Source organism: Pseudomonas sp. IT-P171 (genome assembly GCF_949767765.1).
Classification (GTDB): domain Bacteria; phylum Pseudomonadota; class Gammaproteobacteria; order Pseudomonadales; family Pseudomonadaceae; genus Aquipseudomonas; species Aquipseudomonas fluorescens_B.
The window spans coordinates 1-24,884 of sequence record NZ_CATKQN010000015.1 but is presented as its reverse complement, the minus strand read 5'-3'; the positions used below and the strand labels follow the sequence as shown (position 1 = coordinate 24,884).

Genomic DNA, 24,884 nt, shown 5'->3' with positions numbered 1-24,884 from the left:
AGGCAGTCTCGGTCCAGTTCCTTTCAAGAGTGAATTATGGAAATCGTTTTTCGCAGGACGCGTGTCCGCTTAGTCGCCAGGCGTCTATTCGCTGCCGTGGCACTCTTCGTGAGCGGACCAGCCGTCCAGGCTGCAGCGGTACAGTCTCCATCCAGTGTGGCTTTCTGGTATGCCGAACAGCCACCGCTGTCTGAACTGGCTCAGTTCGAATGGTCTGTAGTCGAGCCGGGTCACATGACGGCCAACGATGTCAAAACCTTGCGCAAATTAGGCAGCCAGCCGTTTGCATATGTGTCCGTCGGCGAGTTCGATGGCAACAAGGCTGAAATCGACAAGGCGGGGCTGGGCAAGGCGGTCACGTCGGTGCGAAACGACTCCTGGGACAGTCAGGTCATGGACCTCACTGCGCCAGCCTGGCGGGAGCACTTGCTCGGCCGCGCCAAAGCGCTGCAAGCGCAAGGGTATGCCGGTCTGTTTCTGGACACCCTCGACAGTTTTCAGTTATTGCCAGAAGCGTCGCAGCAAGCCCAGCGTGTTGCCCTTGCCAGTTTCCTGCGCGAACTGCACAGCCGTCAGCCAACGCTGAAGCTGTTTTTCAATCGTGGATTTGAAGTGTTGCCCGAGCTTGATGGCGTGGCGGCAGCAGTGGCTTTTGAATCCCTGTACGCCGGCTGGGATCCTGCCGCCAAGCGTTATCGGCCGGTCCCGGAAGCTGATCGCCAGTGGCTGATGGGTGAGTTGCAACCCCTGCGCGCCAAAGGCATACCGCTGGTTGCGATCGACTATCTGCCGCCGGAGCGTCGTGAAGAAGCACGCAAGCTGGCCAAACGCCTGCGCGATGAGGGTTTCATTCCCTTCATCAGCACGCCTGAATTGGACTCGATGGGTATCAGTAACATCGAAGTCCAGCCGCGGCGGATCGCAATGATCTACGATCCGCGTGAAGATGAACTGACCAGCAACGCCGGCCACACAATGCTCGGCGGTCTGATCGAATACCTGGGATACCGGGTTGATTACCTGGCTGTGGACAGCTTGCCGGAGCATCGTTTCAGCGGTCTGTACGCGGGCATTATCACCTGGATGGCCAGTGGTACTCCGCAGGACAGCGCCGGGTTCAACCGTTGGCTCAACAAGCGCCTCGACGAGAAGGTGCCGTTAGCGTTTTTCGCCAGCCTGCCAATTGAAGACAAAGTGTTGCTCAAGCGTCTGGGGTTGAATCTGTCCAGCCCGCCGGGCACTCAAACCTTGAACATCACTTATCAGGACAAGTCGTTGATCGGGGCCTTCGAAGCACCGGTACAAGCCCGATCCCGCGACCTGAGCGCTATTTCCGTACTGCCCCAGGGGCCAAAACCCGCGCTGTTGCTGACGGGCAAAAACGGCCAGACGTTCGCGCCGGTGGCGGTTGGCGAGTGGGGCGGTCTGGCACTTTCTCCGTATGTCCTGGAAACGAACAGCGAACGCAGCCGCTGGATCATCGACCCGTTCGCCTTTCTCCAGGCGGCCCTGCACTTGCCGGAGCAGCCTCGTCCGGACACCACCACGGAAAACGGTCGGCGAATCGCGACGGTGCATATCGATGGCGATGGTTTCCCTTCGCGCGCCGAAGTGCGTGGTTCGCCGTATGCCGGCAAGCAAGTGCTCGACGATTTCATTCGGCCCAACCCGTTTCTGACCTCGGTATCGATCATTGAGGGGGAGATTTCGCCGCGCGGCATGTTCCCGCATCTGGCTCGTGAGCTGGAGCCGATTGCGCGTGAGTTGTTCGCCAGCCCTAAAGTCGAAGTCGCCACGCACACCTTCAGCCATCCGTTTTTCATGCAACCGGAACAAGCCCGGAAACGGGAGGACTTTAACCCTGAATACGGCTTGAAAATGGCCATCCCGGGTTATGACACGATCGATTTTCGCCGCGAGATCTTCGGTTCGCGCGACTACATCAACCAACGTCTCACCACCCCGGAAAAACCGGTAAAGATGGTCTTCTGGCCGGGCGATGCCTTGCCGTCGGCAGCCACCATAAAACTGGCCTACGACGCTGGCCTGAAAAACGTCAACGGCGCCTCGACCATGCTGACCAAGGCCAAGCCATCGCTGACCGGGTTGTATCCGCTGTTGCGTCCCACCGAAGGTGGCTTGCAGTACTACGCGCCGATCATCAATGAGAACGTCTACACCAATCTCTGGAAAGGCCCGTATTACGGCTTCCGCGAAGTGATCGAGACCTTTGAACTGACCGACAGCCCGCGCCGATTGCGCGGTCTGCACCTCTATTACCACTTCTACTCGGGCACCAAGCAGGCCTCGATCAAAGCCATGAACGACATCTATGCGTTCATGAAAGACCAGCAGCCGATGTCATTGTGGATGAGCGATTACATCGATCGGTTGCACGGCCTGTACCAGTCGAGTCTGGCGCGTACGGCCGAAGGCGCCTGGCAGGTTCGAGGGATGGATGCATTGCGCACTGTGCGGCTTGACCCGCAAATGGGTTGGCCGGATCTGCTGCGCTCCCAAGGTGTCGCCGGGGTGCGTGATTTGCCTCAGGGACGCTATGTGCATTTGAGCAGTGACCAGGCGCTGTTGGTCTTGCGTCCTGACCGGGATGACAGACCTGCGCTGGAGGAGGCCAATCTGCCGTTGGTGGACTGGCGTTATCTGGATGATCGGCGCGTGAGCTTTTCGTTTGCCGGAGAATTCGATCTGAGCTTCTCGGTTCGCTCCTCGAGCGCTTGCCGGGTGGAAGTGGATGGCCAGCGTTTCACGGGCAAGGCATCCGCCGGTCTGTGGACTTTTCAGTTACCCATGAAGCAGGTGAGTAATGCTCAACTCCTCTGCAACTAACTCCTCGGTAACTAAAAGCGGCCGTCTGCTCAATCCCTGGGCATTGGCGGCGGTAGCGGTCGCAGTGGGGGGAATACTGTGGGCGACTTTCCAGCGTGAGGAAGTGTTCCAGCCCGATGGTCGAGAGCCGGATGCAGTGTCGGCCAACTATGCCGAGTTGCTGCTGGCGGCCCACCCGTCGGACGACCACCTGCGCCTGCAACTGGTCGATCTGTTGATTCGTCTCGGTGACTACACGAAGGCGCGCCAGTATCTGGAGAGTTGGCCTGATCCTGCGCCGGAGGTACAGGCGTACTACCGGCTTGAGCTGGATACATTGGTGGCGGTGAACAGCGAAGATCCTGCTGTGCGGCTGGCGCTGGTGGAGCGGCTCAAAAGCTTGGACCATCGCAAGTTGTCACTGCCGCAATTACAGAACCTGGCCCGCCTGGCGTTGTCGTTGCAGGCACCCGCCATGGCGGCCAGCGTCTATGAAGAAATCGCCGACCGTGACCCCACGCTGCGTACCGAGGCGTTGAGGTCTGCTGCCCAGTGGCATTTGGCGGGCGAGCAGCCGGGCCTGGCGGCAGACATCTATCTGCGGCTGAAAAGAGACAGCGTGCAGCCCGCTGAACGTCGAGAGTTTGCCCAATTGGCGTTCAACAGTCTGCTGGCTGATGGTCGCGGCGAACAGGCAACGCAAGTACTGGCCGATGAACTCGGTGGGCTCAAGGATCCGCAAGGCGATTCGGTCTGGCTGGAGCAGGGCGTTGACGTCGCGGTTGCGAACAACCGCTTCGACCTGGCTCAGCTGTTCCTCGAGCAGTGGCGCGTTTTTCAGCCGGACAATACGCAACGCCTCAGAAAAGAATTCAGCCTGCGTCTGGCATTGAACGAACTCAACGGCGCGTGGGAGAGCGGCCAGCAATTGCTCGTCAGTTTTCCCGATGAGCAGGCATTGCTGGAACAAATGGCGCACCTGGGCGAATGGCGTGGCGACAACCGCGCGGCACTGGATTACTGGATTCGTTTGCTCGAGCTCAACGAAACGGCGCCAGTCCGTGAGCACGCCTGGCGTCTGGCAAGCCAGGAGTTCGATTTTGACCGGTCGATTCCATTGCTTGAAGAAATCATGGACCAGCGAGCGCTGACCGACATCGAGCTGGATGCCCTGATCTATGGCCATGAGTCGCGGGGTACACCGCAGCAGGCCGAATCATGGCTGCGCCAATACCTACGCAAATACCCGGCCCATCGTCTGGCCTGGACACGATTGCTGCAAAATCTTGAAAACACCGGGCAGTTTGCGAAAAAGACCGAGGTTTATCAGGACATGTCGAAACGTTTCACGCTGACTGGCGCCGAACGGGTCGAATGGGCTCATACCTACCTTCTGCTGTTTGACAATCGCCAGGCCTGGGAAGTCGTTAAGGCGAATGACCCCGCCATCTCCGATCAGGATTACTGGCGTGTGCGGGCCTTCCTGGCCTGGGAGCTGGAGCGTGACGATGAGTTGCAGTTGTCCATGGAGAAACTGCTGACCCTCAAAGGTGCGCTGGACAGTAACGAGGAGACTCAGTTGATCTCCAGTTATCGCATCAGCAATCCACAGCGCGCGCTGCAATTGACCGTGGCCAGTTGGGAGCGCACCCACAATCCGCTGCGGCTGGTCGACGCGCTGCTGATGGCTCAGGAGTTGGAGGATTGGCCACTGGTAGAGACGTTGCTCAAGGACGCCAGCCAGAATCCGGAGATTGACGAGCAGGCTCAGGTGCTGGCGGTGCGCGCCGCCCTGGCCGTGCAGCAGGGGCAATACGAAGAGGCAGAGCGCTTGTACCTGTCGGGTTTATCGCGTTATCCCAATGACAATCTGTTTCGCGAGCGTCTGATGTGGCTTTACATCGACCGAGGTAACACGGCGGCGCTCAAGCCGCTGCTGACCCGGTGGCGGAGTCAGGCGCGGAACGACCAGACCCTTTGGCTGGCGTTTGCCAGTGCCAGCCAGATATTCGGTCGCGACAGCGAAGCGTTGGCCTGGTATCGCATGTACCTCAAGAACAACTCGCAGGATTGGCTGGTTCAGGCGGCTTATGCCGATGCGCTTTACAGCGCCGGGTATCAGGATGCGGCCCAGCGTCTGCGCTTGAAGCTGTTGCGCAGCCCAGAGGGTGAAAACCTTCAGCCATCGTCTCAGCGCTACACGACCTGGCTGCGCCTGATGGCCAGCAGTTATTCGCCACGGGCGGCACAGCGAGAAGTGTTGAAGTGGAAAGATGGTTCGCCGGCCATGTTGCAATTATGGTTCGAACGCCTGTTGGCGCGTCTGGATGCGACAAACCAGGAGGCGCAAAAAGACGAGTGGCTGGCGTGGGCGCAGAGCCAGGGCCTGAAGGTCGAGCGTTACGAGCAGATTCAACAGGCCCTGCGCAGCCGTAACAAAGCCCAGGTCGAAACACTGTTGGCCGGTAGCGATCTGAACCCGGCCCAGCGGGCCCAGGCTTTGACCCGTCTGGGGCGTCTGGGTGAAGCTCTCGACACCAGCCTCTCTGCGCTGGGTGACGATCAGCCTGCCGACGTGCGTGAGCAACTGCGCAATCAGGCGGTAGAACTGCAGGAGCGCACGCCTCAGGGTATGTTGTTGTCCTGGCAGGCGCAGAACTTCGGCGGTGTGCAATTTGATGCCCCGACGTTGCAGATCGCGCACAACCTGGGTGATCACTGGTACGCCGATCTCGAATTGGAACAGGGTTCGTACAACGACGAAGATATCGAGTCATCCAAGCTCGGCCAGGAGCGTAACGCCGCCCTGACCCTGCAACGCTCGGTTGAAGACGGCAGTTACAAACTGTTCGCCGACACCAGTCAGCGCAAGGACGATGACCGTAATGGCCTGGGGCTGTCGCGCACCTGGGAATTGGGCGTGAGTGATGAACTGGAAACGGGTGTGGGCTGGCATCGCAAGAGCGAGGACAGCGGGCTGATGCGCGCTTTCGGTCAGCAGGACAGCGTTTGGCTGGGCGGTCGTCACAGCCTGACGGCCCGCGACCAGCTCAGTTGGGAAGTCTCGCAGCGTTCGTTTTCAACGCGGGCGGGCGACAGCCTCGGCGATGGTCACGCCCTGAAAATGGAGTTGAACCACACGCTGGAGTTCGCCGGTCCCAACTGGACCGTGCGCAGCGGTGTCGACTATCAGAAAAACCGGGTCAAGAACACCAATCTGGACTACCTGTCGAGTAACTATGGCGGCGCGATAAAACAGTTGGCGCCTGAAGTGGTCATCGATGAGGACACCGGTTTGCCCGAGCCGATCGATCCACTCGACATCGAAACGGTCACCGCCAAGGACCTGCTGCAAAGCCGCTACGGCCAACTGTATGTCGGCAGCACCTGGCGTCGCGGTATACCGGGCGCGCTGGTGCGCACCAAGCCGCAATACACCTGGCTGGTGGACGCGACGGCCGGTTGGCAATGGACCGATCAAACCTTCAATTACGGCCTCAACACCGGCATCGGTTTTGAAGTGCTGGGTGACGACGAACTGGCCCTGACCATCGGTTACCAGTCCGCGCCACAAGGCGGGGATGGTAAATCGGGCGGAACACTGGGTGTGAGCTACGGCGTGCGGTTTGGACGCTGATCATGGAATGTCTACGGAGAAAAACTATGCAAGCAATTCGTAATCTGGGCCTGGCCCTCGCCGTCCTGTTCGTCGCCGGTTGCGCCAGCTTCACCGATGAATCCAGCCCGAACCTGCCGCGCAACGCGCAATGGGGCATCGTGCCGATGGTCAACTATTCGCAGACGCCGCAGGCCGGTGAGCGCAGCGAGCAGATCCTGCTCAGTGTCCTCAGCAGTCACGGTCTGCAACCCCAGGTTTACCCGGCCAGCACCCAGGGCGAACAAGCGCTGATGGATGACAACGAGCGTCTGGCCGGAGCCCTGGAATGGGCGCGCGAGCAGAAACTCGATTATGTGATCGCCGGCAGCGTGGAAGAGTGGCAGTACAAGAACGGTCTGGACGGCGAGCCGGCGGTGGGCATCAGCCTGCGCGTACTCGAAGGCAGCAGCGGTCGCGTACTCTGGAGCAAGAGTGGCGCACGTGCCGGTTGGTCCCGTGAAAGCCTCGCGGGCACCGCTCAAACGGTGCTCGACAAACTTGTCGGCGCCCTTCGGTTCGAGTGATTGCAATGAATTCTCCCCACATGGATTACAGCCTGGCGCCTCAAGCCAGCGGCCCGGTGTCTTGGCTGGAAACGTTTCTGGTCACCGGCGCGGCGATCGGCCTGGGCTTGTGGCTGACCCCTGAAGACCCGTTGCAGGTACACGGCGGGTTCCCCTGGCCGATTCTGGCGCCGCTGTTGTTGGGCGTGCGTTACGGTTTTGTGCGTGGTCTGTTCAGCGCCAGCCTGTTGGTCCTGGCGATGTTTGCCCTGCGCTACAGCGGTCTTGAAGGCTACGCCCGGATCGATCCGTCATTCATTGTCGGCGTGCTGGTTTGCGGGATGCTGGTGGGTGAGGTTCGCGATCTGTGGATGCGGCGTCTGGAGCGGCTGCAGATGGCCAACGAATATCGTCAGTACCGTCTCGACGAGTTCACCCGGTCGCACCAGATTCTGCGGGTCTCCCACGACTTGCTCGAACAGCGCGTGGCCGGTAGCGACCAGAGCCTGCGCAGCTCCTTGCTGGGCTTGCGCGAAAAGTTGAGGGTGATGCCGGACGCGGGCGATGCATTGATCGCGCTGGCAGATCCGATCGTGGCGATGCTTGGGCAATACGGTGCATTGCGCGTGGCCGGTCTGTACCGCGTTGACGAGCGTGAAGAAAATGTCTTGCCTGACGCGTTGGCAACGATCGGCGTGATGGGGCCGTTGGGCACCGAGGACGGCCTGGTCAAGCTCTGCCTGGAGCGCGGCGAACTGGTGAGCGTACGTCAGGAGTTGATCGATTCCGGCACCTCGGCGCAGTTCTCGTCGTTGCAGGCGTGCATCCCGTTGATCGATGCCGAGGGTCGTCTGCTGGCAATTCTGGCGGTTCGGCAGATGCCGTTCTTTGCCTTCCAGGATCGCACCCTGAGCCTGTTGGCGCTGCTCGCCGGGCACATCGCCGACCTGTTGCGCCGTGACCCGCAAGTGCTGCAACTGCCCGACGCCGATGCGCAGCAGTTCACCCTGCAGCTCAAACGCTCGCTGGTGGATGTCGAGAAACACAAATTGCCGGCCGGTTTGTTTGCCTTTGAAATGACCCGCCCCAACGACGAGCTGACGCGTCTGCTGGAACGCAGCCAGCGCGGCCTCGATTTGCACTTGCCGGCGCGCAACAATCGCGATCATCAACTGTTGCTGGTGCTCTTGCCGTTGACCAGTCCGCAGGGCACCGAAGGTTATCTGGCGCGGATCAGCCTGTTGTTGCATGAGCACTTTGGTATTGAAAGTGACATGGCGAGCCTGGGTGTGCGGGTGATGCCTTTCAATCTGGAGCCTGGCTGTGAACGCGACGGGCTGCGTAATTTCCTGTTCAACGAGTGTGGCCTGAATGATCAGCAAGTGGCTGTTTAGCGGAGCCTTGTTGTTTGAGGCGGGCAGTTGGGCCAGTTTGTGGCTCGCGGCGCCCGAGTTGCAACAATTGCTGGTATTCACCCTCAGCCATGGTCTGGCATGCGTGCTGCTGTGCGCCGCGGTGTGGCTGTTGTTGCCGGCACGCTACCGTGCGCCGTTGCCCTGGAGCCCGCTGTTCATTTTCAGCCTGGCGTTCTTTGTGCCGGTGATCGGCATGGTCGGTGTGGTCGTGTCGATCTTTCCAGCCCTGTACCTGCCGCGCAAACGCGACAAACAAGCCTGGCAGGCTGTCGGTATTCCGAGCCTGCCGTATCGCGCGCAGCTGCAATTGCATTCGCCGATCTTTGCCGACGGCGGTTTGCAGGATGTGCTGCGCCATGCGCCCGATCCGGACCAGCGTCTGGCCGCATTGCTGGCCACGCGACGCATGCCGGGCAAGGAAGCGGTGCCGATCCTCAAACTGGCGCTGGGTGATCCCAGCGACGACGTGCGGCTACTGGCGTACTCGATGCTCGACAAGCAGGAAAGCGACATCAACCTGCGCATCCAGATCGCCCTCGGGCAACTCAGCGGCGCCAATGCCAAAACCGCGGGTGCGCTGCATGGCACGCTGGCGCGCTGGTATTGGGAGCTGGCGTACCTCGGCCTGGCGCAAGGCAGTGTGCTCGAGCACGTGCTCGACCAGGCCAGCGAACACGCCGAGCAAGGGCTTGAAGCGGGCGAGGGCGGCGAGCTGTTCTTGCTGGCCGGACGCATTGCGCTGGAGCGCGGTGATATCGAGCGCGCCGAAGTGCTCTTGCATCAGGCCCAGGACAACGGCATGGGCGCAGCGCAGGTTCTGCCGTTCCGCGCTGAACTGGCGTTCGAGGCCGGTCGTTATCACGAAATTCCCGGGTTGCTCGAGAAACTGCCCGAGAAAACCCGTCAGCGGCCACCGTTCGCTGAACTGGTGAGGAGCTGGTCATGAATCACAAGGAAGCGGCGCCGACGGCCGACATCTGTCTGCTGCTCGAAGGCACCTGGCCTTACGTGCGCGGCGGCGTGTCGAGCTGGATTCATCAGATGATTCTCGGCCTGCCGGAGCTGACCTTCTCGGTGATGTTCATCGGCGGCCAGCGTTCGGCCTACCCGTCGCGACGCTATGAAGTCCCTTCGAATGTGCTGCACATCGAAGAGGTGTTTCTCGAGGATGCGACCCATCCGGCCAACACGCGCGGAACGCCGCGAGAGGCCGACCCGCAGCAGTTGCTGGACCTGTATCGCTTCCTGCACCACCCGGATGCGCCGGAGCCTGAGCTGGGCGAACGCCTGCTCGACTGCATCGCGCAGGGCCGCATGACCCTCGACGACGTGCTGCGCAGCCGCGCCAGCTGGGAAGCGTTGAGCGAAGGGTATCGGCTGCATTGCGCCGACCCCTCCTTCGTCAATTATTTCTGGACCCTGCGTTCGATGCAGTCGCCGTTGCTGATGCTCGCCGAAGCGTCGCGGAAAATGCCGCGAGCACGGATGCTGCATTCGATTTCCACCGGTTACGCCGGGCTGCTGGGGTGCATTCTCAAGCAACGCTGGAACTGCACCTACCTGCTCAGCGAGCACGGGATTTACACCAAGGAACGCAAGATCGACCTGGCCCAGGCCAGCTGGATCGCCGAGAGTTCCGGCCAGGCGCTCAATCGCAGCCTCGACGCCGGCTCGGGTTACATCCGCACGTTGTGGATACGCTTCTTCGAACGCATTGGCCAGCTGACTTACAACAGCGCCGACAACATCATCGCGTTGTATGACGGCAACCGTCAGCGGCAGATCAAGGACGGCGCCGACCCGGCCCGCACGCAGGTCATTCCGAACGGCATCGACCTGCCGCAGTGGACCGCGGCACTGGAGTCCCGTGCGCCCGGTATCACACCCGTGGTGGGCTTGATCGGGCGTGTGGTGCCGATCAAGGACGTGAAAACCTTCCTGCGGGCCATGCGCGGTGTGATCAGCGCCATGCCGGAGGCCGAAGGCTGGATCGTCGGTCCCGAAGAGGAAGACCCGGAATACGTCAGCGAATGCCGCAGCCTGATGGCCAGCCTGGGGCTGGAGGGCAAGGTGCATTTCCTGGGCTTCCAGCGCATCCAGGACATCCTGCCGAAACTCGGCCTGATGGTGCTGACCTCGATCAGCGAGGCGCAACCACTGGTGATCCTCGAAGCCTGGGCCGCCGGTACGCCGGTGGTCAGCAGTGATGTGGGCTCGTGTCGTGAATTGATCGAAGGCGGCAGCGCCGAGGACCGCGACCTCGGCCTGGCCGGCAAAGTGGTGGCGATTGCCGATCCACAAGCCACCTGCGCCGCGATCCTCGAACTGCTGCGCAGCCCGCAACGCTGGCAGGCCGCACAGGCCAGCGGCTTGTTGCGGGTCAATCGTTATTACACGGAAGCCTTGATGCTGCAGCGTTATCGCGACTTGTATCAAGCAGCCATGGAGAACAGTTAAATGGCCGGCATTGGCTTCGAACTGCGCAAGATCCTTTCGCGCGACTCCTACACCGCGACCTTACACGCTTATGTGTATGCCGGCCTGATCAGCTCCGGGCCCTGGGTGTTATCGATCATCAGCGTGATGCTGGTGGGGATCATCAGTCTGGGGCTTGTGATACCCAACACGCTGGTGGGGCAGTTTCTGGTGACGGTGACCTACCTGATGGCCACCTCGCTGATTCTCACGGGAGGCTTGCAGCTGTTTTTCACCCGGTTCGTGTCCGACCGTTTGTTCGAGCACAAATACGAACAGATCCTGCCCAACTTGCTGGGCATCCTGTTGCTGGTCACGCTCGCGGCCGGCGTGCTGGGCATCATCGTGCTGGCCGTGTTGTTCGATCAACCACTGATCTACCGGGTGCTGGTGCTGTCGAATTTCGTGGTGCTGTGCAACTTGTGGCTGGTGATCATCTTCCTGTCGGGGATGAAGGCCTATAACCGCATTCTGCTGGTGATGCTGGTGGGCTACACGTTGATGGTGGCAAGCGCCTATGTGCTGGCTTTCCTGCAGATACCGGGCCTGCTGCTGGCACTGTTGATCGGGCACAGCACGCTGCTGTTCCTGTTCCTCTATGACATCTTGCGCGAGTACCGTGCGGAGAAACTGATCGCCTTCGATTTCCTTGATCGTCGCCACGTCTTTCTCAGCCTGCTCGCCACCGGTTTCTTCTACAACTTCGGTATCTGGATCGACAAGTTCCTGTTCTGGTTCAACCCCGGCACCTCGAACATCGTCATCGGTCCGCTGCGTGCGTCGATCCTGTATGACCTGCCGATCTTCCTTGCCTACCTGGCGATCATCCCGGGGATGGCGGTGTTCCTAGTGCGCATCGAAACCGATTTCGCCGAATGGTATGACCGTCTGTTCCGGGCGATCCGCGAGGGCGAAACCCTGCAGCACATCGGTTCGCTGAAAACCGAGATGACCTTGTCGATCCGTCAGGGGCTGCTGGAAATCTGCAAGGTGCAGGGGCTGACGGTGGTGCTGCTGTTCCTGTTCGCGCCGCGTCTGCTGGATTGGCTGGGTATTTCCAGCTACTACCTGCCGTTGTTCTACATCGACCTGATCGGCGTCAGTATCCAGGTGGTGTTCATGGCGTTGCTCAACGTGTTCTTCTACCTGGACAAGCGCACCGTGGTGCTGGAATTGTGTGTGCTGTTCGCGGTGTTGAACGGGGCGCTGACGATGTTGAGCATGTACCTTGGCCCAAGCTTCTTTGGCTACGGGTTCACCCTGTCGTTGCTGGTCTGTGTGCTGCTGGGGCTGCACCGACTGTCCACGGCGCTGGAAGACCTGGAGTACGACACGTTCATGCTGTCATCGCGCTGACCGGTTGTTGCCGGTATAAAAAAGGCACTGGCGATCATCGCCCAGTGCCTTTTTTTTCGCCTGATGGCTTCCGACTGACGTCACTTGAAAGGCCAGGTTGCGCTGCTAACCTTGATCATTCGGAGCTGCCGACGACAGACGATCTGTTCCGGGCTACTTCTTGATGCGAGTGCCACTCGATCGATCAAGCCGTCCCCGCCCCCTCCCATCGACTCCTGCGATATCTCCGACACGTGTCTTTCGATAGCGCTCTGGAGATGCCACATGAAACTACAGTTGCTGAGTTCTGCGCTCATGCTCGCCGCAATGGCGACGGCCAGTCTGACCTTCGCCGGTGAGACGGCCCCAGCCACCCCCTCGAAATCTGCCACCCCCGCCGTCAAACAGGAGATCAAACTCACGCGTGTCACGCCCGAGTACTGGCGCGTCACGTTCCACAATCCGCCGTACAACATCTACGGCCCGGAAACCATGCCGCAATTGAACGAGGTCATCACCGCGCTCGAGACTGATCCGAAGGTCAAGGTGGTGGTGTTCGACAGCGATGTTCCGGATTTTTTCCTTACCCACTATGACTTCGTGCCGCCACTGACGGACACGACGAGCCTCCCCAACGGCCCCACCGGCTTGCCTCCGCTGCCGGACATGCTGGTTCGCCTGAGCAAGGCGCCGGTCGTATCGATTGTGTCGATTCGCGGTCGCGCCACCGGTGTCGGCAGTGAGCTGTCACTGGCCAGCGACATGCGCTTTGCCAGTCGCGAAAAGGCCATCCTGTCGCAATGGGAGATCGGCGCTGCCCTGGTGCCAGGCGGTGGCCCCATGGCTCGATTGCCGCGGCTGATGGGGCGTGGGCGCGCACTGGAAGTGCTGTTGACCGGTAACGACATCGATGGCGACCTGGCTGAACGCTATGGCTACGTCAATCGTGCGCTGCCCGACGCCGAACTCGACGCGTTCGTCGACACCATGGCCCGCCGAATTGCCCGGTTCGACAAACAGTCGATCACCGACATCAAACGCCTCGTCGACGCTTCAAGCCTGCCACCGAACGACGCCATCGCTGCCGAATGGGACGGGTTCATCGGCTCGGTGAAACGTCCGGCGGCACAGCAACGGATCAAACAGTTGATGGAGCTTGGCTTGCAGAAGAATGCGGATGTTGAAAAGCGCCTGGCGCATCACACGGGCACTCTCGGGGACTGATCAAAAAGACCCTCACCTATCAGGAGTTACTGTCATGAGCACTGCACTGGAAACCGTTCTGTACACCGCAAAAACCCACACTGTCGGCGGCCGCACGGGCACCGGAAAATCCAGCGATGGCGAGCTGGACGTGAAATTCAGCTCACCGGGCTCGGGCAAACCGGGGACCAATCCGGAGCAGCTGTTTGCACTGGGGTATTCAGCCTGCTTTATCGGTGCAATCCAGGTGGCGGCGGGCAAAATGAAAATCAAACTACCGGAAGACACATCGGTGGACGCCGAAGTGGACCTGGGCAAAACCGGTGGTGGGGATTTTCAGTTGGCGGTCAGGCTCAACGTCAACATTCCCGGCCTGGAGGAGGGCGTGAAACGGGAATTGGCAGAGGCTGCGCATCAGATCTGCCCGTATTCGCGGATGACGCGGGGGCATGTGGCAGTGGAGTTGAAAGTCGTTTGATCGCCGGATAAAAAATCAAGGCAAAAAAAAGCCGTGAAGCTTCGATTTCTCGATGCTTTACGGCTTGGTTTTACTGACTCAGGCAGGCCATGGCCTTGGTGATAAGGTGGCGCGATTGAGTCCTCCCACTCTGGTGATCAAGTCAGACGGGGCCAGCACAAATTGTTCGTTGTTAACCAATACGCCTACAACTTGAACGTATCTACGACGTTTCTGAGTCGCCCAGCTTCTGAATCCAATGCTGCACAGGCTCTGAGGGTAGAGCCCAGATTGTCAGTGGTCTGGCGATTCAACTGGCTGATCTCATGCACATCCCTTGTCAGTTGATCGACGGCTGTTGTTTGCTCTTCAGTCGCGGCAGCGACCGTAAGGCACATCTCATCGATCTCACCGATTTTCGAGACGACGTTCACAAGGCTGGCCCCAGCCTGTTTCGCGACGAGCACGCTTTGGCTGCCGATTTCATTGCTGTGCAGCATGGTTCGGGAAGCCTGGGCGCCGCCGGCCTGTAACGCTTCGATGACCTGGCGAATTTCTTCGGTCGCATTCTGGGTATGGTGGGCAAGGTTTCTCACTTCGTCCGCCACGACGGCAAAGCCGCGTCCCGCCTCTCCGGCTCTGGCCGCCTCGATAGCCGCATTCAGGGCCAGCAGATTGGTCTTTGCGGAAATCGTCGAAATGACCTCCAGGACTGTTCCGATGTTGATGGTTTTGGCGTTGAGGTCTTCGATCTGCGAGCGGGTCAGTTCGATATTTGCCTGCAGGTCGCTCATGGCTGTGACTGTGTTCTCGACCAGTTCGCAGGTCGACTCGATCTGCAACCTGGCGCTGGAAGCACCTTTGGACGCCGCCGAGGCGCTGGAAGCGATCTCCTGCGCCGCTGCACCCAACTGTTCGATTGCGGCAGCCACGCTCGTGGTGTAACCCGACTGGTGTTCCGACTTTTCCACCGAGGAGTCGGACGCCGACAGTACCCGCCGCGTCGCTTCACCCAAGGCATCCGTCGTCGAGGATACTTCGCTGATAGAAGCGTGGATACGATCGCTGAAGCGGTTGAAGCTCATGGCCAGTTGCCCGAATTCGTCCTTCGACAGGATCGACAATCTACGGGTCAAGTCGGCATCGCCTTGGGCGATATCTTCCATCGCGTGGCTGATCGAATGCAGGGGCCTCATCAGCACGCGAATCAGCAGCCCGAGCAGCAGCAAAGTGGCCAGGCCCGCAACCGCCGTCGCGATGATCGCGGAGTTGCGGAACGCGGAGACACTGGCCAGGGCCGCTTGTTTGTCGAGCACGATACCGATGTACCAATCCTGCGAAGGCAGGCCGTTGACCGGTGAGAACAGGGTGAATTTGCTGCCATCAACCGACGTGGCTTCGACCAGCCGGTCGCTCAGGGTCAAGGTGTTGCCCGGAAACAGATCGGCCACGCTTTTACCTATCAGCGCCTGGTCAGGGTGAACCAGGATCTTGCCCTCCTTGCTCACCAGAAAGGCGTAGCCGTTGCCATCGAACGCCTGGGCATTGAGTGTTTGCGAGATCGTTTCGATTTTCAGGCTGGCGCCCAGTACCCCGAGTGTTTGCTGCCCGGAAGGGATGGCGACCGCCTGGGTAATGATCCGGTAATCGATCCCTGCGCCTACGTAAGGTTCGGTCATCGCGGCTCCGTTGGCGATGGCGTCCTTGTACCACTGGCGCTGTCGGGCGTCGTAGTCCGCAGGCATTTCCCGTGGCGGATAGATCTGAAACTTGCCGTCACGGGTGCCGGCATACGTGGCAATGAACTGCTCCATCAGCACTTGGTTTTGTAATGTGGCCAGGACGTTTTCGGCCGTAGGGTTGTGCCCGATAAACTCGGCGACGCTTTTCATCAGAATCAGCCGGCCGGTCAGCCAGCTCTGGATGTCATGCGCCATGGAGGCGGCGAGGGCGCGTGTGTTTTGTTCGATTTTCTGCGCGTTGTCTTCGCGCAGGCGAATGTCATTCAACACGGAAAATGCGCAAAACACCGTCATGATCACCAAGGAGGCGATCAGCAATATCTTCTGATTAAATTTGAGATGTCCCATCGTTCACTCTCCGGGTTTGAATCGGTACACCACGTATTCAGGCTGAGGATTCCGGGGTTGGATTATCAACCCCGGGACCTTGTTACTTGCGAACGCAATTGCCTCCTTGTAAAAACGGAGCTGTCAGTTATCCGAAGTTTGCTTTGTTGTACCTGTTAAAACATCGCGTCAGGATAAAAGCGCCCCTGCGGCAGCCAATTTCATGGCGAGCCAGATACTTTGACTTGCGCTATTGATTGGTAAATTTGTAAGGCGTCCAGCACAGGTTGTGGCTGAAAGTTGTCTGGGTGTTTTGCCGTTACCACAATGCCAAGGTGTAACTAAGGATCAGGCGTGTTTCATCCAGATCATTACCAAAGTTTGACCTGACGGTTGCGTTTCTGACTTTCAGTCCGACGTTTTTCAGCGAGCCTGACTGTATGACATAACCAATGTCGGTGTTGCGCTCCCACTCTTTACCGGTGTTGTTGCCGGCGACCAACGCGTTGTCTCCCTGGACATAACGACTCATGAACGTTAGCCCCGGGAGGCCCAGCGCGGCGAAGTTGTAGTCATAGCGCAGCTGCCAGGAGCGTTCCTGGGTATTGGCGAAGTCATTGATCTGGACGAAGTTGACCAGGTACGGATCGCTATTGGCAATGTAGGGGAAGGGGTCGTCACCGCTCATGCGTTGATAGGCTGCGGTGAATACGTTGGAGCCCAGGGTGTAGGCCACCAGGCCGTTCGCTGCCCGGTTATCGAGGGGGCGAAAGTTGCCGTCGTCGGTGCTTTTCGAATAGCGCAGGTCGAACTTCAGCGACTGTTGCTCGGCGAGGGGGATCTCGTAGACCACGCCGCCAAAGTACTGCCGATAGACGTTTTCCAGGTTGCCGTAGTACAGGCTGGTGCTCAGGGCCTTGTTGAAACTGTAGGTGCCGCCGGCAAAGCGAAAGTCATCGCTGACGCCGCCAATACGGTTACCCGTGAAGTCTTGATAATTTGAAGAGCTGTTGAACTTGATTTGCTCCAGCTTGCCGCCTTGCAACATGAGCTTGTCGATGTCCTTCGACGTCAGCAGTGCGCCTTCGAATGTCGACGGCAGTAAGCGCGTGTCATTGCTCGAGACCACGGGCGTACGGAAGGCGAGTGAACCGACCTTCAGAATGGTTTCCGATACCTTCGCCTTGGCCGTCAGCTCGAGTTTGGAGTATTCGTCCTGTGAGCCTCGGCCGTTTTTCGAACCAAGGTCCGCCGGCAGCAGGCCCGTGCCGCCGGAACCATCACCGCCGTCAAGCTTGATACCGAGCATGCCGACAGCGTCGACGCCCAGGCCCAGAGTACCTGCGGTATAACCCGACTCGAATCGCAACATGGCTCCCTGCGCCCACTCCGCCGCAGAGTCACGTTGGGTGGTGGGAGGTCCGTTACGAAAGTCACGGTTGAAGTAGAAGTTGCGCAGCTCAACGCTAGCCTTGCTGTCGGCAATAAAATCTGCAGATGCCGGAAATGGGAAAACCAACGCGCAAGTACCCGCGACAGCGAAAGTCGTTTTGATCAACATGCTCTTTATGCTCCAGATAACGGCAGATTTATTGGTTGAGTTTTTATCGTTATTTTGAATGCGCAGTTACATCTACAGTTTTCTGCAGGCAGCACGCGGCAACGGAGTTATTACCCCGTTGTGCGTACTACCGGCGAAAAGAAGAGTGTTTAAATCAATTAATGGTCTTGATGCGGCCAATCACGGAGCCGGCTTCAAAATAGTCACCGGCCTGTTTGGCGATCTGCACCTGACCTTCACAAGGTGCCAGGACCGAGGTTTCCATTTTCATGGCTTCTACAACCGCGATCACTTGCCCGACGCTCACCGACTCGCCGTCTTCGACGACCCAGGTATGCAGATTCCCCGCTACGGGTGTCAGTATCGCCTGAGGATCAGAGACTTCGGAGGGGGCCGTGCTTTCGCTGACGGTGTCCGCTGCGTTCAGGCTGACGCCTCGCAGCAGCGCAGCCGGAAGGCCGAGTTCGTGGCGCTTGCCGTCGATCTCGACAAACGTGCGCAGGATGCCAGGGTCGGCCGATACAACGGCACGGGGGGCGAGAGTGATCTGTTCGGCGAAATCGGTCTCGATCCAGCGCGTGTGTACGGCGAATTTCTCGGCACCGGTGAAGTCGTCATGGTCCATCACGGCTCGGTGGAACGGCAACACCGAGGCGATGCCCTCAATGTTGAACTCAGCCAGCGCGCGCCGGGCGCGGACGATGGCCTGTTCGCGGGTGGCGCCGGTGACGATCAGTTTGGCCATCATCGAATCGAAGGTACTGGGCACTCGCGAGCCGCTTATCACGCCGCTGTCCAGACGCACACCCGGGCCAGACGGTGGCAGGAAATCAGTAATCTGACCGGGGGTGGGCAGGAAGCCCTTGCCCGGGTCTTCCGCGTTGATGCGAAATTCGAAGCTGTGGCCACGCGGGGTCGGCGTCTCACTGAAGGACAACGGGAAACCGTCGGCGATCCGCAGTTGTTCGATCACCAGATCTACCCCAGTGGTCTCTTCGGTCACCGGGTGCTCGACCTGCAAACGGGTATTGACCTCAAGGAACGACAGGGTGCCATCCTGGCTCAGCAGGAACTCCACCGTGCCTGCACCGACATAGCCGGCTTTGGCGCAGATATCCTGCGCAGATTGATGAATACGCTGGCGCTGTTCGTCGCTGATAAAGGGCGCTGGCGCTTCCTCCACCAGCTTCTGATTGCGCCGCTGCAAGGAGCAGTCCCGCGTGCCGACGACGACGACCTTGCCGTGCTTGTCGGCAAGGATCTGCGCTTCGATGTGCCGAGGACGGTCGAGGAACTGTTCGACATAGCATTCGCCACGACCAAAGGCTGCTTCCGCTTCGCGCACGGCGGAGGCGAACAATTCGGCCACTTCATCCATGCGCCAGGCGACTTTCATGCCGCGTCCGCCGCCGCCAAAGGCCGCCTTGATGGCAATTGGCAGGCCATGCTGTTCGGCAAAGGCCAGTACTTCGGCGGCGCTTTCCACCGGGCCAGGCGTACCGGCCACCAGAGGCGCACCGACCAGTTGGGCAATTTTCCGCGCCTCGACCTTGTCGCCGAGCACGTCGATGGTCTCCGGGTTGGGACCGACCCAGATCAACCCTGCGTCGATCACCGCCCGGGCGAAGTCGGCCCGTTCAGACAAAAAACCATAGCCGGGGTGCACGGCATCGGCGCCGCTGCGTTTGGCAACGGCGATCAGTTTGCCGATATCCAGGTAGGTCTCGGCCGGGCGCTGGCCATTCAGTGAGTAGGCTTCGTCGGCTTGGCGCACATGCAGGGCGTCGATGTCCGCGTCGGCATAGACCGCGACAGACTGCACGCCGTAGTCGCGGCAGGCGCGGGCGATGCGGACGGCAATTTCACCACGGTTGGCAATCAGTAATTTTTTCATGGAAGTTTTTTCACATCGGCAGTTGAAGAAGAGGCTTCCGTAATGGCTTGGATCTCTTTGAAGCCGTCCAAAGGGTTGAAGCGAATCTGCGCATTGACAGGTATCTGGCCAGCCAGGTCGAGATGGTAGCTGGCGACTGCGGCGATCACCGGATAGCCACCGGTCAACGGGTGATCGGCGAGAAACAGAACCGGTTGGCCGCTGGCCGGAACCTGAATGGCTCCGACGGAAGTGCCTTCGCTGGGCAACTCTTGGTGGTTGGTGCGCTCCAGCGGGGTTTCACCGGCCAGACGAATACCGACGCGGTTGGACTGTGAGGTGACGCGCCAGAGTTGGCTGCTCAGGCGCTGGATAGCTTCTTCGGTAAACCAGTCGGTGCGCGGCCCCATCACCACGTCAAGGGTGACGATGTTTGCCGCCGTCGGTAGTTCAAAGGCCGGGGCTTCGTTCAGCGATACGCTGGTGCCGGTGGTCAGTGTGGCAAAGCCCAGTCGGTCGCCGACGGCGAGCGCCGGGGGGCCAACCTGGGCCAGTGTGTCTGTGGACAGGCTGCCGAGCACCGGCGTGACCTCAAAGCCACCTCGAATCGCCAGGTAGCTGCGCAGCCCCGCCAGCGGTGAGCCCAGGCTGACACGGTCACCCACATCCAGCTCGATGGGCTGGTAGTTGCTTGCCTGCCATTGCAGGCCACTCGCGTTGGTGATGGTGACCGGGGTTTGCGCACCGGTGACGGCGATCATCGCACGGCCATGGCAAACGAAGCTCAGGCCGCCGAGTACCGATTCCACACAGGCCATGTCCGAGCGGTTGCCGACCGCGCGGTTGGCTGCCCGCAGGGCGCCCAGGTCCAGCGCGCCGGAACGGGATACGCCTTGGCCGGTCTGGCCGGGACGGCCCATATCCTGCAGTACGCTGTGCAAACCAGGGGTCATGATTTCCAGATAGGCACCGGTGGGCGTAGCGGCACTTGCCGGTACCGAGGGGGCAGGCAGGCCGCCCGCCGGGAGCGGGCCAGCATCGGTGAACCGCACTTTATAGCCTGGGCGCAGCAAGGCCGATTCAGCGCGGTTCAGGTCCCACATTTGCAAAGGCGTTACGCCGATGATCTGCCAACCACCGGGGCTGGCTTGCGGATAAACACCGCTGAATTCCCCCGCCAGAGCAACCGCACCTGCGGGTATGCGGGTGCGTGGCGTTTGTCTGCGAGGCACCTGGAAATCGGCACCGCCGGTGAGGTAGGCGAAGCCCGGAGCGAATCCGCAAAAGGCCACGCTGTAGTCCTGGGCGGTGTGGCGTCGGACCACCTCGGCGCGGCTGATCCCCAGCAGCGTGGCGACCTCGTCGAGGTCTTCACCATTGTAGTGGACGGGAATTTCCACCCGGCGATGCTCGATCGCGCGGCGCTGGCTCAGGTCCTGGCCAGCGATACAATCAACGAGCGCCTGCTGCGTAATGGCGCTGGGGCGAAACTGGATCAGCAGGGTCCGTGCGGCAGGAATGATTTCTTCCACGCCCGCAATAGACTCCGCGATCAGGGCGTCGAACAACGCCAGGGTCTCGTCCAGGTCTTTCAATTCGACGAGCAGGGCGTCCAGGTTGACCGGTAGAAAGCGCACGGGAGACTCCTAGACGTGGTAAGTGCTGTCGGGCACATCGGTGATGAACATGTGGCCGGGCGCATGCGTGATCGCAAAGGGCACACCCGAAGCCGCTACCGCAGCCTGTGGCGTCACACCGCAGGCCCAGAAAACTGGAACCTCGCCAGGCTCAATGCGCACGGCGTCGCCAAAATCGGGTCGGCTCAGGTCCTGTATGCCCAGCAGCGCAGGCTCACCGATGTGCACCGGGGCGCCGTGAACGGAGGGATAACGCCCGGAGATTCCACTGGCCTCTGCCACGCGATCGGGCGGGATCGGGCGCATGGACACGACCATTTCACCCTGAAGGCGTCCCGCCGGACGGCAGGCGCGATTGGTGCGGTACATGGGCACGTTGCAGCCATCTGCGATATGCCGCACTTCGATGCCCGCTTCTTGCAAGGCGGTTTCAAAGGTAAAGCTGCAACCAATCAAAAACGCCACCATATCGTCGTGCTCAGCCCAGGCTTGGGTGGCGTCGCTGACTTCCTCGACCATTTTTCCGTTCCTCCAGATGCGATACAGGGGGATATCGGTGCGCAGGTCTGCGCCTTCAGCCAGCACTGTTCTCGGACTGCCCGCATCGCTGACGTCGAGGACCGGACAAGCTTTCGGATTGCGCTGGGCATATAGCAGAAAGTCATAGGCCCATTCGCGCGGCAAGGCGATCAGGTTGGCCTGGGTCATGCCCGGGGCGATACCGGCTGTGGGGGTTACCAGTCCGCCACGATAGGTTTTGCGTGCTTCCTGGGCGGCGGCAATGGCCGACTGGCGGGCGCGGGCGAAAGCATTCATGGACGATCTCCTGCAAAAGGCCGCAGGGACAGGTTGGCGTGCTCCAGAACTCGGCGCAGTTCGCGAGCCATTTCCACGGCAGCGGGGCTGTCGCCATGAACACAGATTGAGTCAGCCTGGATTCGGGTTCGACTGCCATCAATGGCCTCGATGGTGCCGTCTTCGACCAGGCGGAGCATGCGTTGGGCCACTAGCTGGGGATCGTGCAACACAGCCCCCGGCTCGCGTCGTGAAACCAGGGTGCCTTGCGGTGTATAGGCACGGTCGGCGAAGGCCTCCGCGACACACTGCAAGCCCTCGTTACGCGCCAACTCAATCAGATCGGAGCCGGCCAACGCCACCAGTATCAGCGTGGGGTCGATGGCGCGGATAGCGGCGATCACCGCCAGCGCCTGGCGGCGGTCGTGGGCGATGGTGTTGTACAGGGCGCCGTGGGGCTTCACATAGCGCACCGAGGTGCCCGCGGCCTTGGCCAGGCTTTGCAGCGCGCCGATCTGGTAGATCACGTCGGCAGTCAGCTCATCGCTGGCCAGGTCCATGTTTCGTCGGCCAAAGCCCACTTTGTCCGGGTACGCGACATGGGCGCCAATGGTGACGTTTTTGGCTGCTGCGGCTTTCAGTGTCCGCAGGATGCCCGCCGGGTCTCCGGCGTGAAAACCGCAGGCGACATTGGCGCTGGTCACGATATCGAGCATCGCGTCATCGTCGCCCATGCTCCAGGCGCCGAAGCTTTCGCCCAGGTCACTATTGATATCTATCGTTGGCATTCACGTGACTCCTTTTTCGTTATCAGGCTCAGACGACGTTGAGGAAGGCAAAGATCGGCCCGACGGATTTGATTGCCATGTACCAGGTCAGCATGCAGGTCAGGGCGCCCAGCACCAGGAGCCAGCGTGGGTAATGGTAACCGTCCATGAGGTCGGATCGGCGCCAGCCGACGTAGATGAAGATGCTCAGGCCGATTGGCAATATCAGGCCGTTGAAACCGCCTGCGAAGAGCAGCAGTGCGGCAGGAGCAGTACCCATCAGGACAAAGATCAGCAGCGATAGGGCGATGAACACTGTGGTGGCGCGGTTGCGCCCCTGCTCAGTGATGTTCGGCTTGAACACGGTGATAAAGGAGATGGAGGTGTAAGCGGCGCCGATCACGCTGGTGATACTGGCGGCCCAGAGGATGAGACCGAAGACGCGCAGGCCGATCTGCCCGGCCGCTGCCTGGAAGGCTTGTGCGGCCGGATTGGCGCCCTGACCCGAGGTGTCGATGATTACGCCGCTGGCAACCACGCCGAGGATGGCGAGAAACAGGATGTAGCGCATGAGGCCGGTGACCAGGATGCCGCTCAGGGCTGCTTTGGTCACTGCCTGGAGATTTTCTACCCCGGTAGTGCCGCGATCCAGCAGTTTGTGAGCCCCCGCATAGGTGATGTAACCACCCACCGTACCTCCGACAATGGTGGTAATGGTGGCGAAGTTGATCTGGTCCGGAAGAACGGTCTGGTAGAGGGCTTCACCCAGTGGCGGGTTAGAGGCAAAGGCTACGAACAGCGTCAGGCCAATCATCACCAGGCCCAGCACGACGATCAGCCGGTCGACCGCCAATCCGGCGCGGTGGGAGAGGAAGATGCCGATGGCCAGCAGGGCGCTCAGACTGCCGCCCCATTTTGCATCAAGCCCCAGCAGCGCGTTCAGACCCAGCCCGGCACCGGCGATGTTGCCGACGTTGAATACCAGCCCGCCGAAGATCACCAGCACCGCTAGCAGGTAACCACTGCCTGGAATCGCTTTGTTGGCCACATCTGCGGCCCGCATTCGGGTCAGGGAGACGATACGCCATACGTTAAGTTGAACCACGAAGTCGATCAGAATCGACGCCAGGATACCGAACGCAAATGCCGCCCCCATCTTGGCTGTGAACGTGGCGGTCTGGGTGATGAATCCAGGACCGATGGCAGAAGTCGCCATCATGAAAATCGCGGCGATCAAAGAAGCGCGCCGAGCTTTTGTAAACTCTTGAGTGGTCTGTGTCACGGCATCCACGGCATCATTCCTACGGTGAGAGATACCTTGACAGAGCAATGAGCATGCCAAGAGTCAAGCAAACACCACGCAATGTAGGTAGATCAATGCTTCTTTGTTGAACAATCAAATTCTGATGGTTGAGATATCGGCACCAAATTGTTACCTCGCCCTATAAAAGTGCTACTTAATGAAGCGCACTACACGTTTCGTCCTTGTGCCATGCACTGAGCTCTGATGGAATAATGGAGCGGTTTTTCTCACCCTGGATTTTTTATGAATGACGCCTCTCCCGCTCTTCCTCGAACACTGGGAGAATCCATCACCCAAGAAATACGCAGAATGCTGGTCGAGGGTGAACTCGTGCCCGGCCAACGCCTTTCAGAAGCCGCACTGGCCGAAAACCTGGACATTTCGCGGAACACCTTGAGAGAGGCATTCAGAGTCCTGACGCGTGAAGGGTTGCTCAAACACGAACCCAACCGTGGCGTAACAGTTGCGGAGCCTGACATGTCGTCGATTATCGACATCTACAGGGTGCGCCGTTTCATCGAATGCAAGGCGATCGCCCAAGGTTACCCCCAACACCCAGGCACCCTGCACATGCAAGAGGCGGTCGAATTAGGCGTCCGCGCGCGCGAAGCGAAAGACTGGGTAGCGGTCGGCACTGCTAACATGATGTTCCACAAATCAATCGTCGAACTGGCCGACAGTCCACGCCTGCTCGTTTTTTATGGACAGATATCGGCTGAATTGCGGCTGGCCTTCGGATTGCTCAACGATCCCCAATTCCTGCATTTGCCGTTTCTCGATATGAATGCTTCGATACTTCGATGCGTTGAGGAAGGCCGCTCGGACGAGGCGACTATTATGCTGGATGCCTACCTGGTCCAATCGGAGCGAACTGTCTTGGCAGCCTATGAGCGCAGCAGGAACCGATAGTCGACTTGATGTGCGGTGCAGGTAGGCCTGAAACACCTGTATTCACTGGATTTCAGGCACAAAAAAAGACGTCCGTGGACGTCTTTTTTTGTTGAAGT

At 59.9% G+C, this 24,884-nt stretch carries 17 protein-coding genes; 10 read left to right on the top strand and 7 right to left on the bottom strand.

The window, feature by feature from the left end; genetic code table 11:
• Positions 1–36 precede the first annotated feature (36 nt).
• The 9 genes from ACM6I5_RS13830 to ACM6I5_RS13790 all read left to right on the top strand — a co-directional run bounded on the left by ACM6I5_RS13830 (position 37) and on the right by ACM6I5_RS13790 (position 13,893).
• Positions 37–2,847 (top strand): bifunctional glycoside hydrolase 114/ polysaccharide deacetylase family protein, encoded by a 2,811-nt coding sequence (locus ACM6I5_RS13830; RefSeq protein ID WP_414884074.1) that lies wholly within the window; start codon positions 37–39, stop codon positions 2,845–2,847.
• Complete coding sequence (locus tag ACM6I5_RS13825) at positions 2,825–6,463, top strand: tetratricopeptide repeat protein (RefSeq protein WP_017336431.1); 3,639 nt, start codon at positions 2,825–2,827, stop codon at positions 6,461–6,463. Before ACM6I5_RS13830 ends, ACM6I5_RS13825 begins: the two co-directional genes overlap by 23 nt.
• Positions 6,464–6,489: 26 nt before the next feature.
• The gene (locus tag ACM6I5_RS13820) at positions 6,490–7,008 is read left to right on the top strand and encodes a hypothetical protein (RefSeq protein WP_017336432.1); all 519 of its coding nucleotides are present in this window, start codon (positions 6,490–6,492) and stop codon (positions 7,006–7,008) included.
• A 5-nt stretch (positions 7,009–7,013) separates the two neighbouring features.
• Positions 7,014–8,381, top strand: a complete 1,368-nt coding sequence (locus ACM6I5_RS13815) for a PelD GGDEF domain-containing protein (RefSeq protein ID WP_017336433.1) — start codon at positions 7,014–7,016, stop codon at positions 8,379–8,381.
• Positions 8,359–9,348: a tetratricopeptide repeat protein gene (locus tag ACM6I5_RS13810; RefSeq protein WP_017336434.1), complete on the top strand. Its 990-nt coding sequence runs from the start codon at positions 8,359–8,361 to the stop codon at positions 9,346–9,348. Before ACM6I5_RS13815 ends, ACM6I5_RS13810 begins: the two co-directional genes overlap by 23 nt.
• Positions 9,345–10,859: a GT4 family glycosyltransferase PelF gene (gene pelF / locus ACM6I5_RS13805; RefSeq protein ID WP_017336435.1), complete on the top strand. Its 1,515-nt coding sequence runs from the start codon at positions 9,345–9,347 to the stop codon at positions 10,857–10,859. Before ACM6I5_RS13810 ends, pelF begins: the two co-directional genes overlap by 4 nt.
• On the top strand, positions 10,860–12,233 hold the full coding sequence (gene pelG / locus ACM6I5_RS13800) for an exopolysaccharide Pel transporter PelG (RefSeq protein ID WP_017336436.1): 1,374 nt from the start codon (positions 10,860–10,862) through the stop codon (positions 12,231–12,233).
• Positions 12,234–12,497: 264 nt separating this feature from the next.
• Positions 12,498–13,436, top strand: coding sequence for an enoyl-CoA hydratase/isomerase family protein (locus ACM6I5_RS13795; RefSeq protein WP_017336438.1), 939 nt, complete (start codon positions 12,498–12,500; stop codon positions 13,434–13,436).
• A 34-nt stretch (positions 13,437–13,470) separates the two neighbouring features.
• On the top strand, positions 13,471–13,893 hold the full coding sequence (locus tag ACM6I5_RS13790; RefSeq protein ID WP_017336439.1) for an organic hydroperoxide resistance protein: 423 nt from the start codon (positions 13,471–13,473) through the stop codon (positions 13,891–13,893).
• A gap of 185 nt (positions 13,894–14,078) precedes the next feature.
• On the opposite strand, the gene ACM6I5_RS13785 is transcribed toward ACM6I5_RS13790, so the two are convergent.
• From ACM6I5_RS13785 to ACM6I5_RS13755, 7 genes are all read right to left on the bottom strand, one after another.
• The gene (locus tag ACM6I5_RS13785) at positions 14,079–15,962 is read right to left on the bottom strand and encodes a methyl-accepting chemotaxis protein (RefSeq protein ID WP_414884073.1); all 1,884 of its coding nucleotides are present in this window, start codon (positions 15,960–15,962) and stop codon (positions 14,079–14,081) included.
• Positions 15,963–16,260: 298 nt separating this feature from the next.
• The gene (locus tag ACM6I5_RS13780) at positions 16,261–17,502 is read right to left on the bottom strand and encodes an OprD family porin (RefSeq protein WP_017336441.1); all 1,242 of its coding nucleotides are present in this window, start codon (positions 17,500–17,502) and stop codon (positions 16,261–16,263) included.
• Between the two features lie 154 nt (positions 17,503–17,656).
• Positions 17,657–19,396 (bottom strand): acetyl/propionyl/methylcrotonyl-CoA carboxylase subunit alpha, encoded by a 1,740-nt coding sequence (locus tag ACM6I5_RS13775; RefSeq protein ID WP_414884072.1) that lies wholly within the window; start codon positions 19,394–19,396, stop codon positions 17,657–17,659.
• Complete coding sequence (locus ACM6I5_RS13770; protein ID WP_414884071.1) at positions 19,393–21,012, bottom strand: 5-oxoprolinase/urea amidolyase family protein; 1,620 nt, start codon at positions 21,010–21,012, stop codon at positions 19,393–19,395. The genes ACM6I5_RS13775 and ACM6I5_RS13770 overlap by 4 nt, the downstream gene beginning before the upstream one ends.
• A 9-nt stretch (positions 21,013–21,021) precedes the next feature.
• Complete coding sequence (locus ACM6I5_RS13765) at positions 21,022–21,828, bottom strand: putative hydro-lyase (protein WP_414884070.1); 807 nt, start codon at positions 21,826–21,828, stop codon at positions 21,022–21,024.
• On the bottom strand, positions 21,825–22,595 hold the full coding sequence (locus tag ACM6I5_RS13760) for a LamB/YcsF family protein (protein WP_150634199.1): 771 nt from the start codon (positions 22,593–22,595) through the stop codon (positions 21,825–21,827). The genes ACM6I5_RS13765 and ACM6I5_RS13760 overlap by 4 nt, the downstream gene beginning before the upstream one ends.
• Positions 22,596–22,623: 28 nt before the next feature.
• Positions 22,624–23,856, bottom strand: a complete 1,233-nt coding sequence (locus ACM6I5_RS13755; protein WP_031318365.1) for an NRAMP family divalent metal transporter — start codon at positions 23,854–23,856, stop codon at positions 22,624–22,626.
• 264 nt (positions 23,857–24,120) lie between these two features.
• Here ACM6I5_RS13755 and ACM6I5_RS13750 point away from each other — a divergent pair, with 264 nt between their 5' ends.
• Positions 24,121–24,786, top strand: a complete 666-nt coding sequence (locus tag ACM6I5_RS13750; protein ID WP_080995107.1) for a GntR family transcriptional regulator — start codon at positions 24,121–24,123, stop codon at positions 24,784–24,786.
• Positions 24,787–24,884 lie beyond the last annotated feature (98 nt).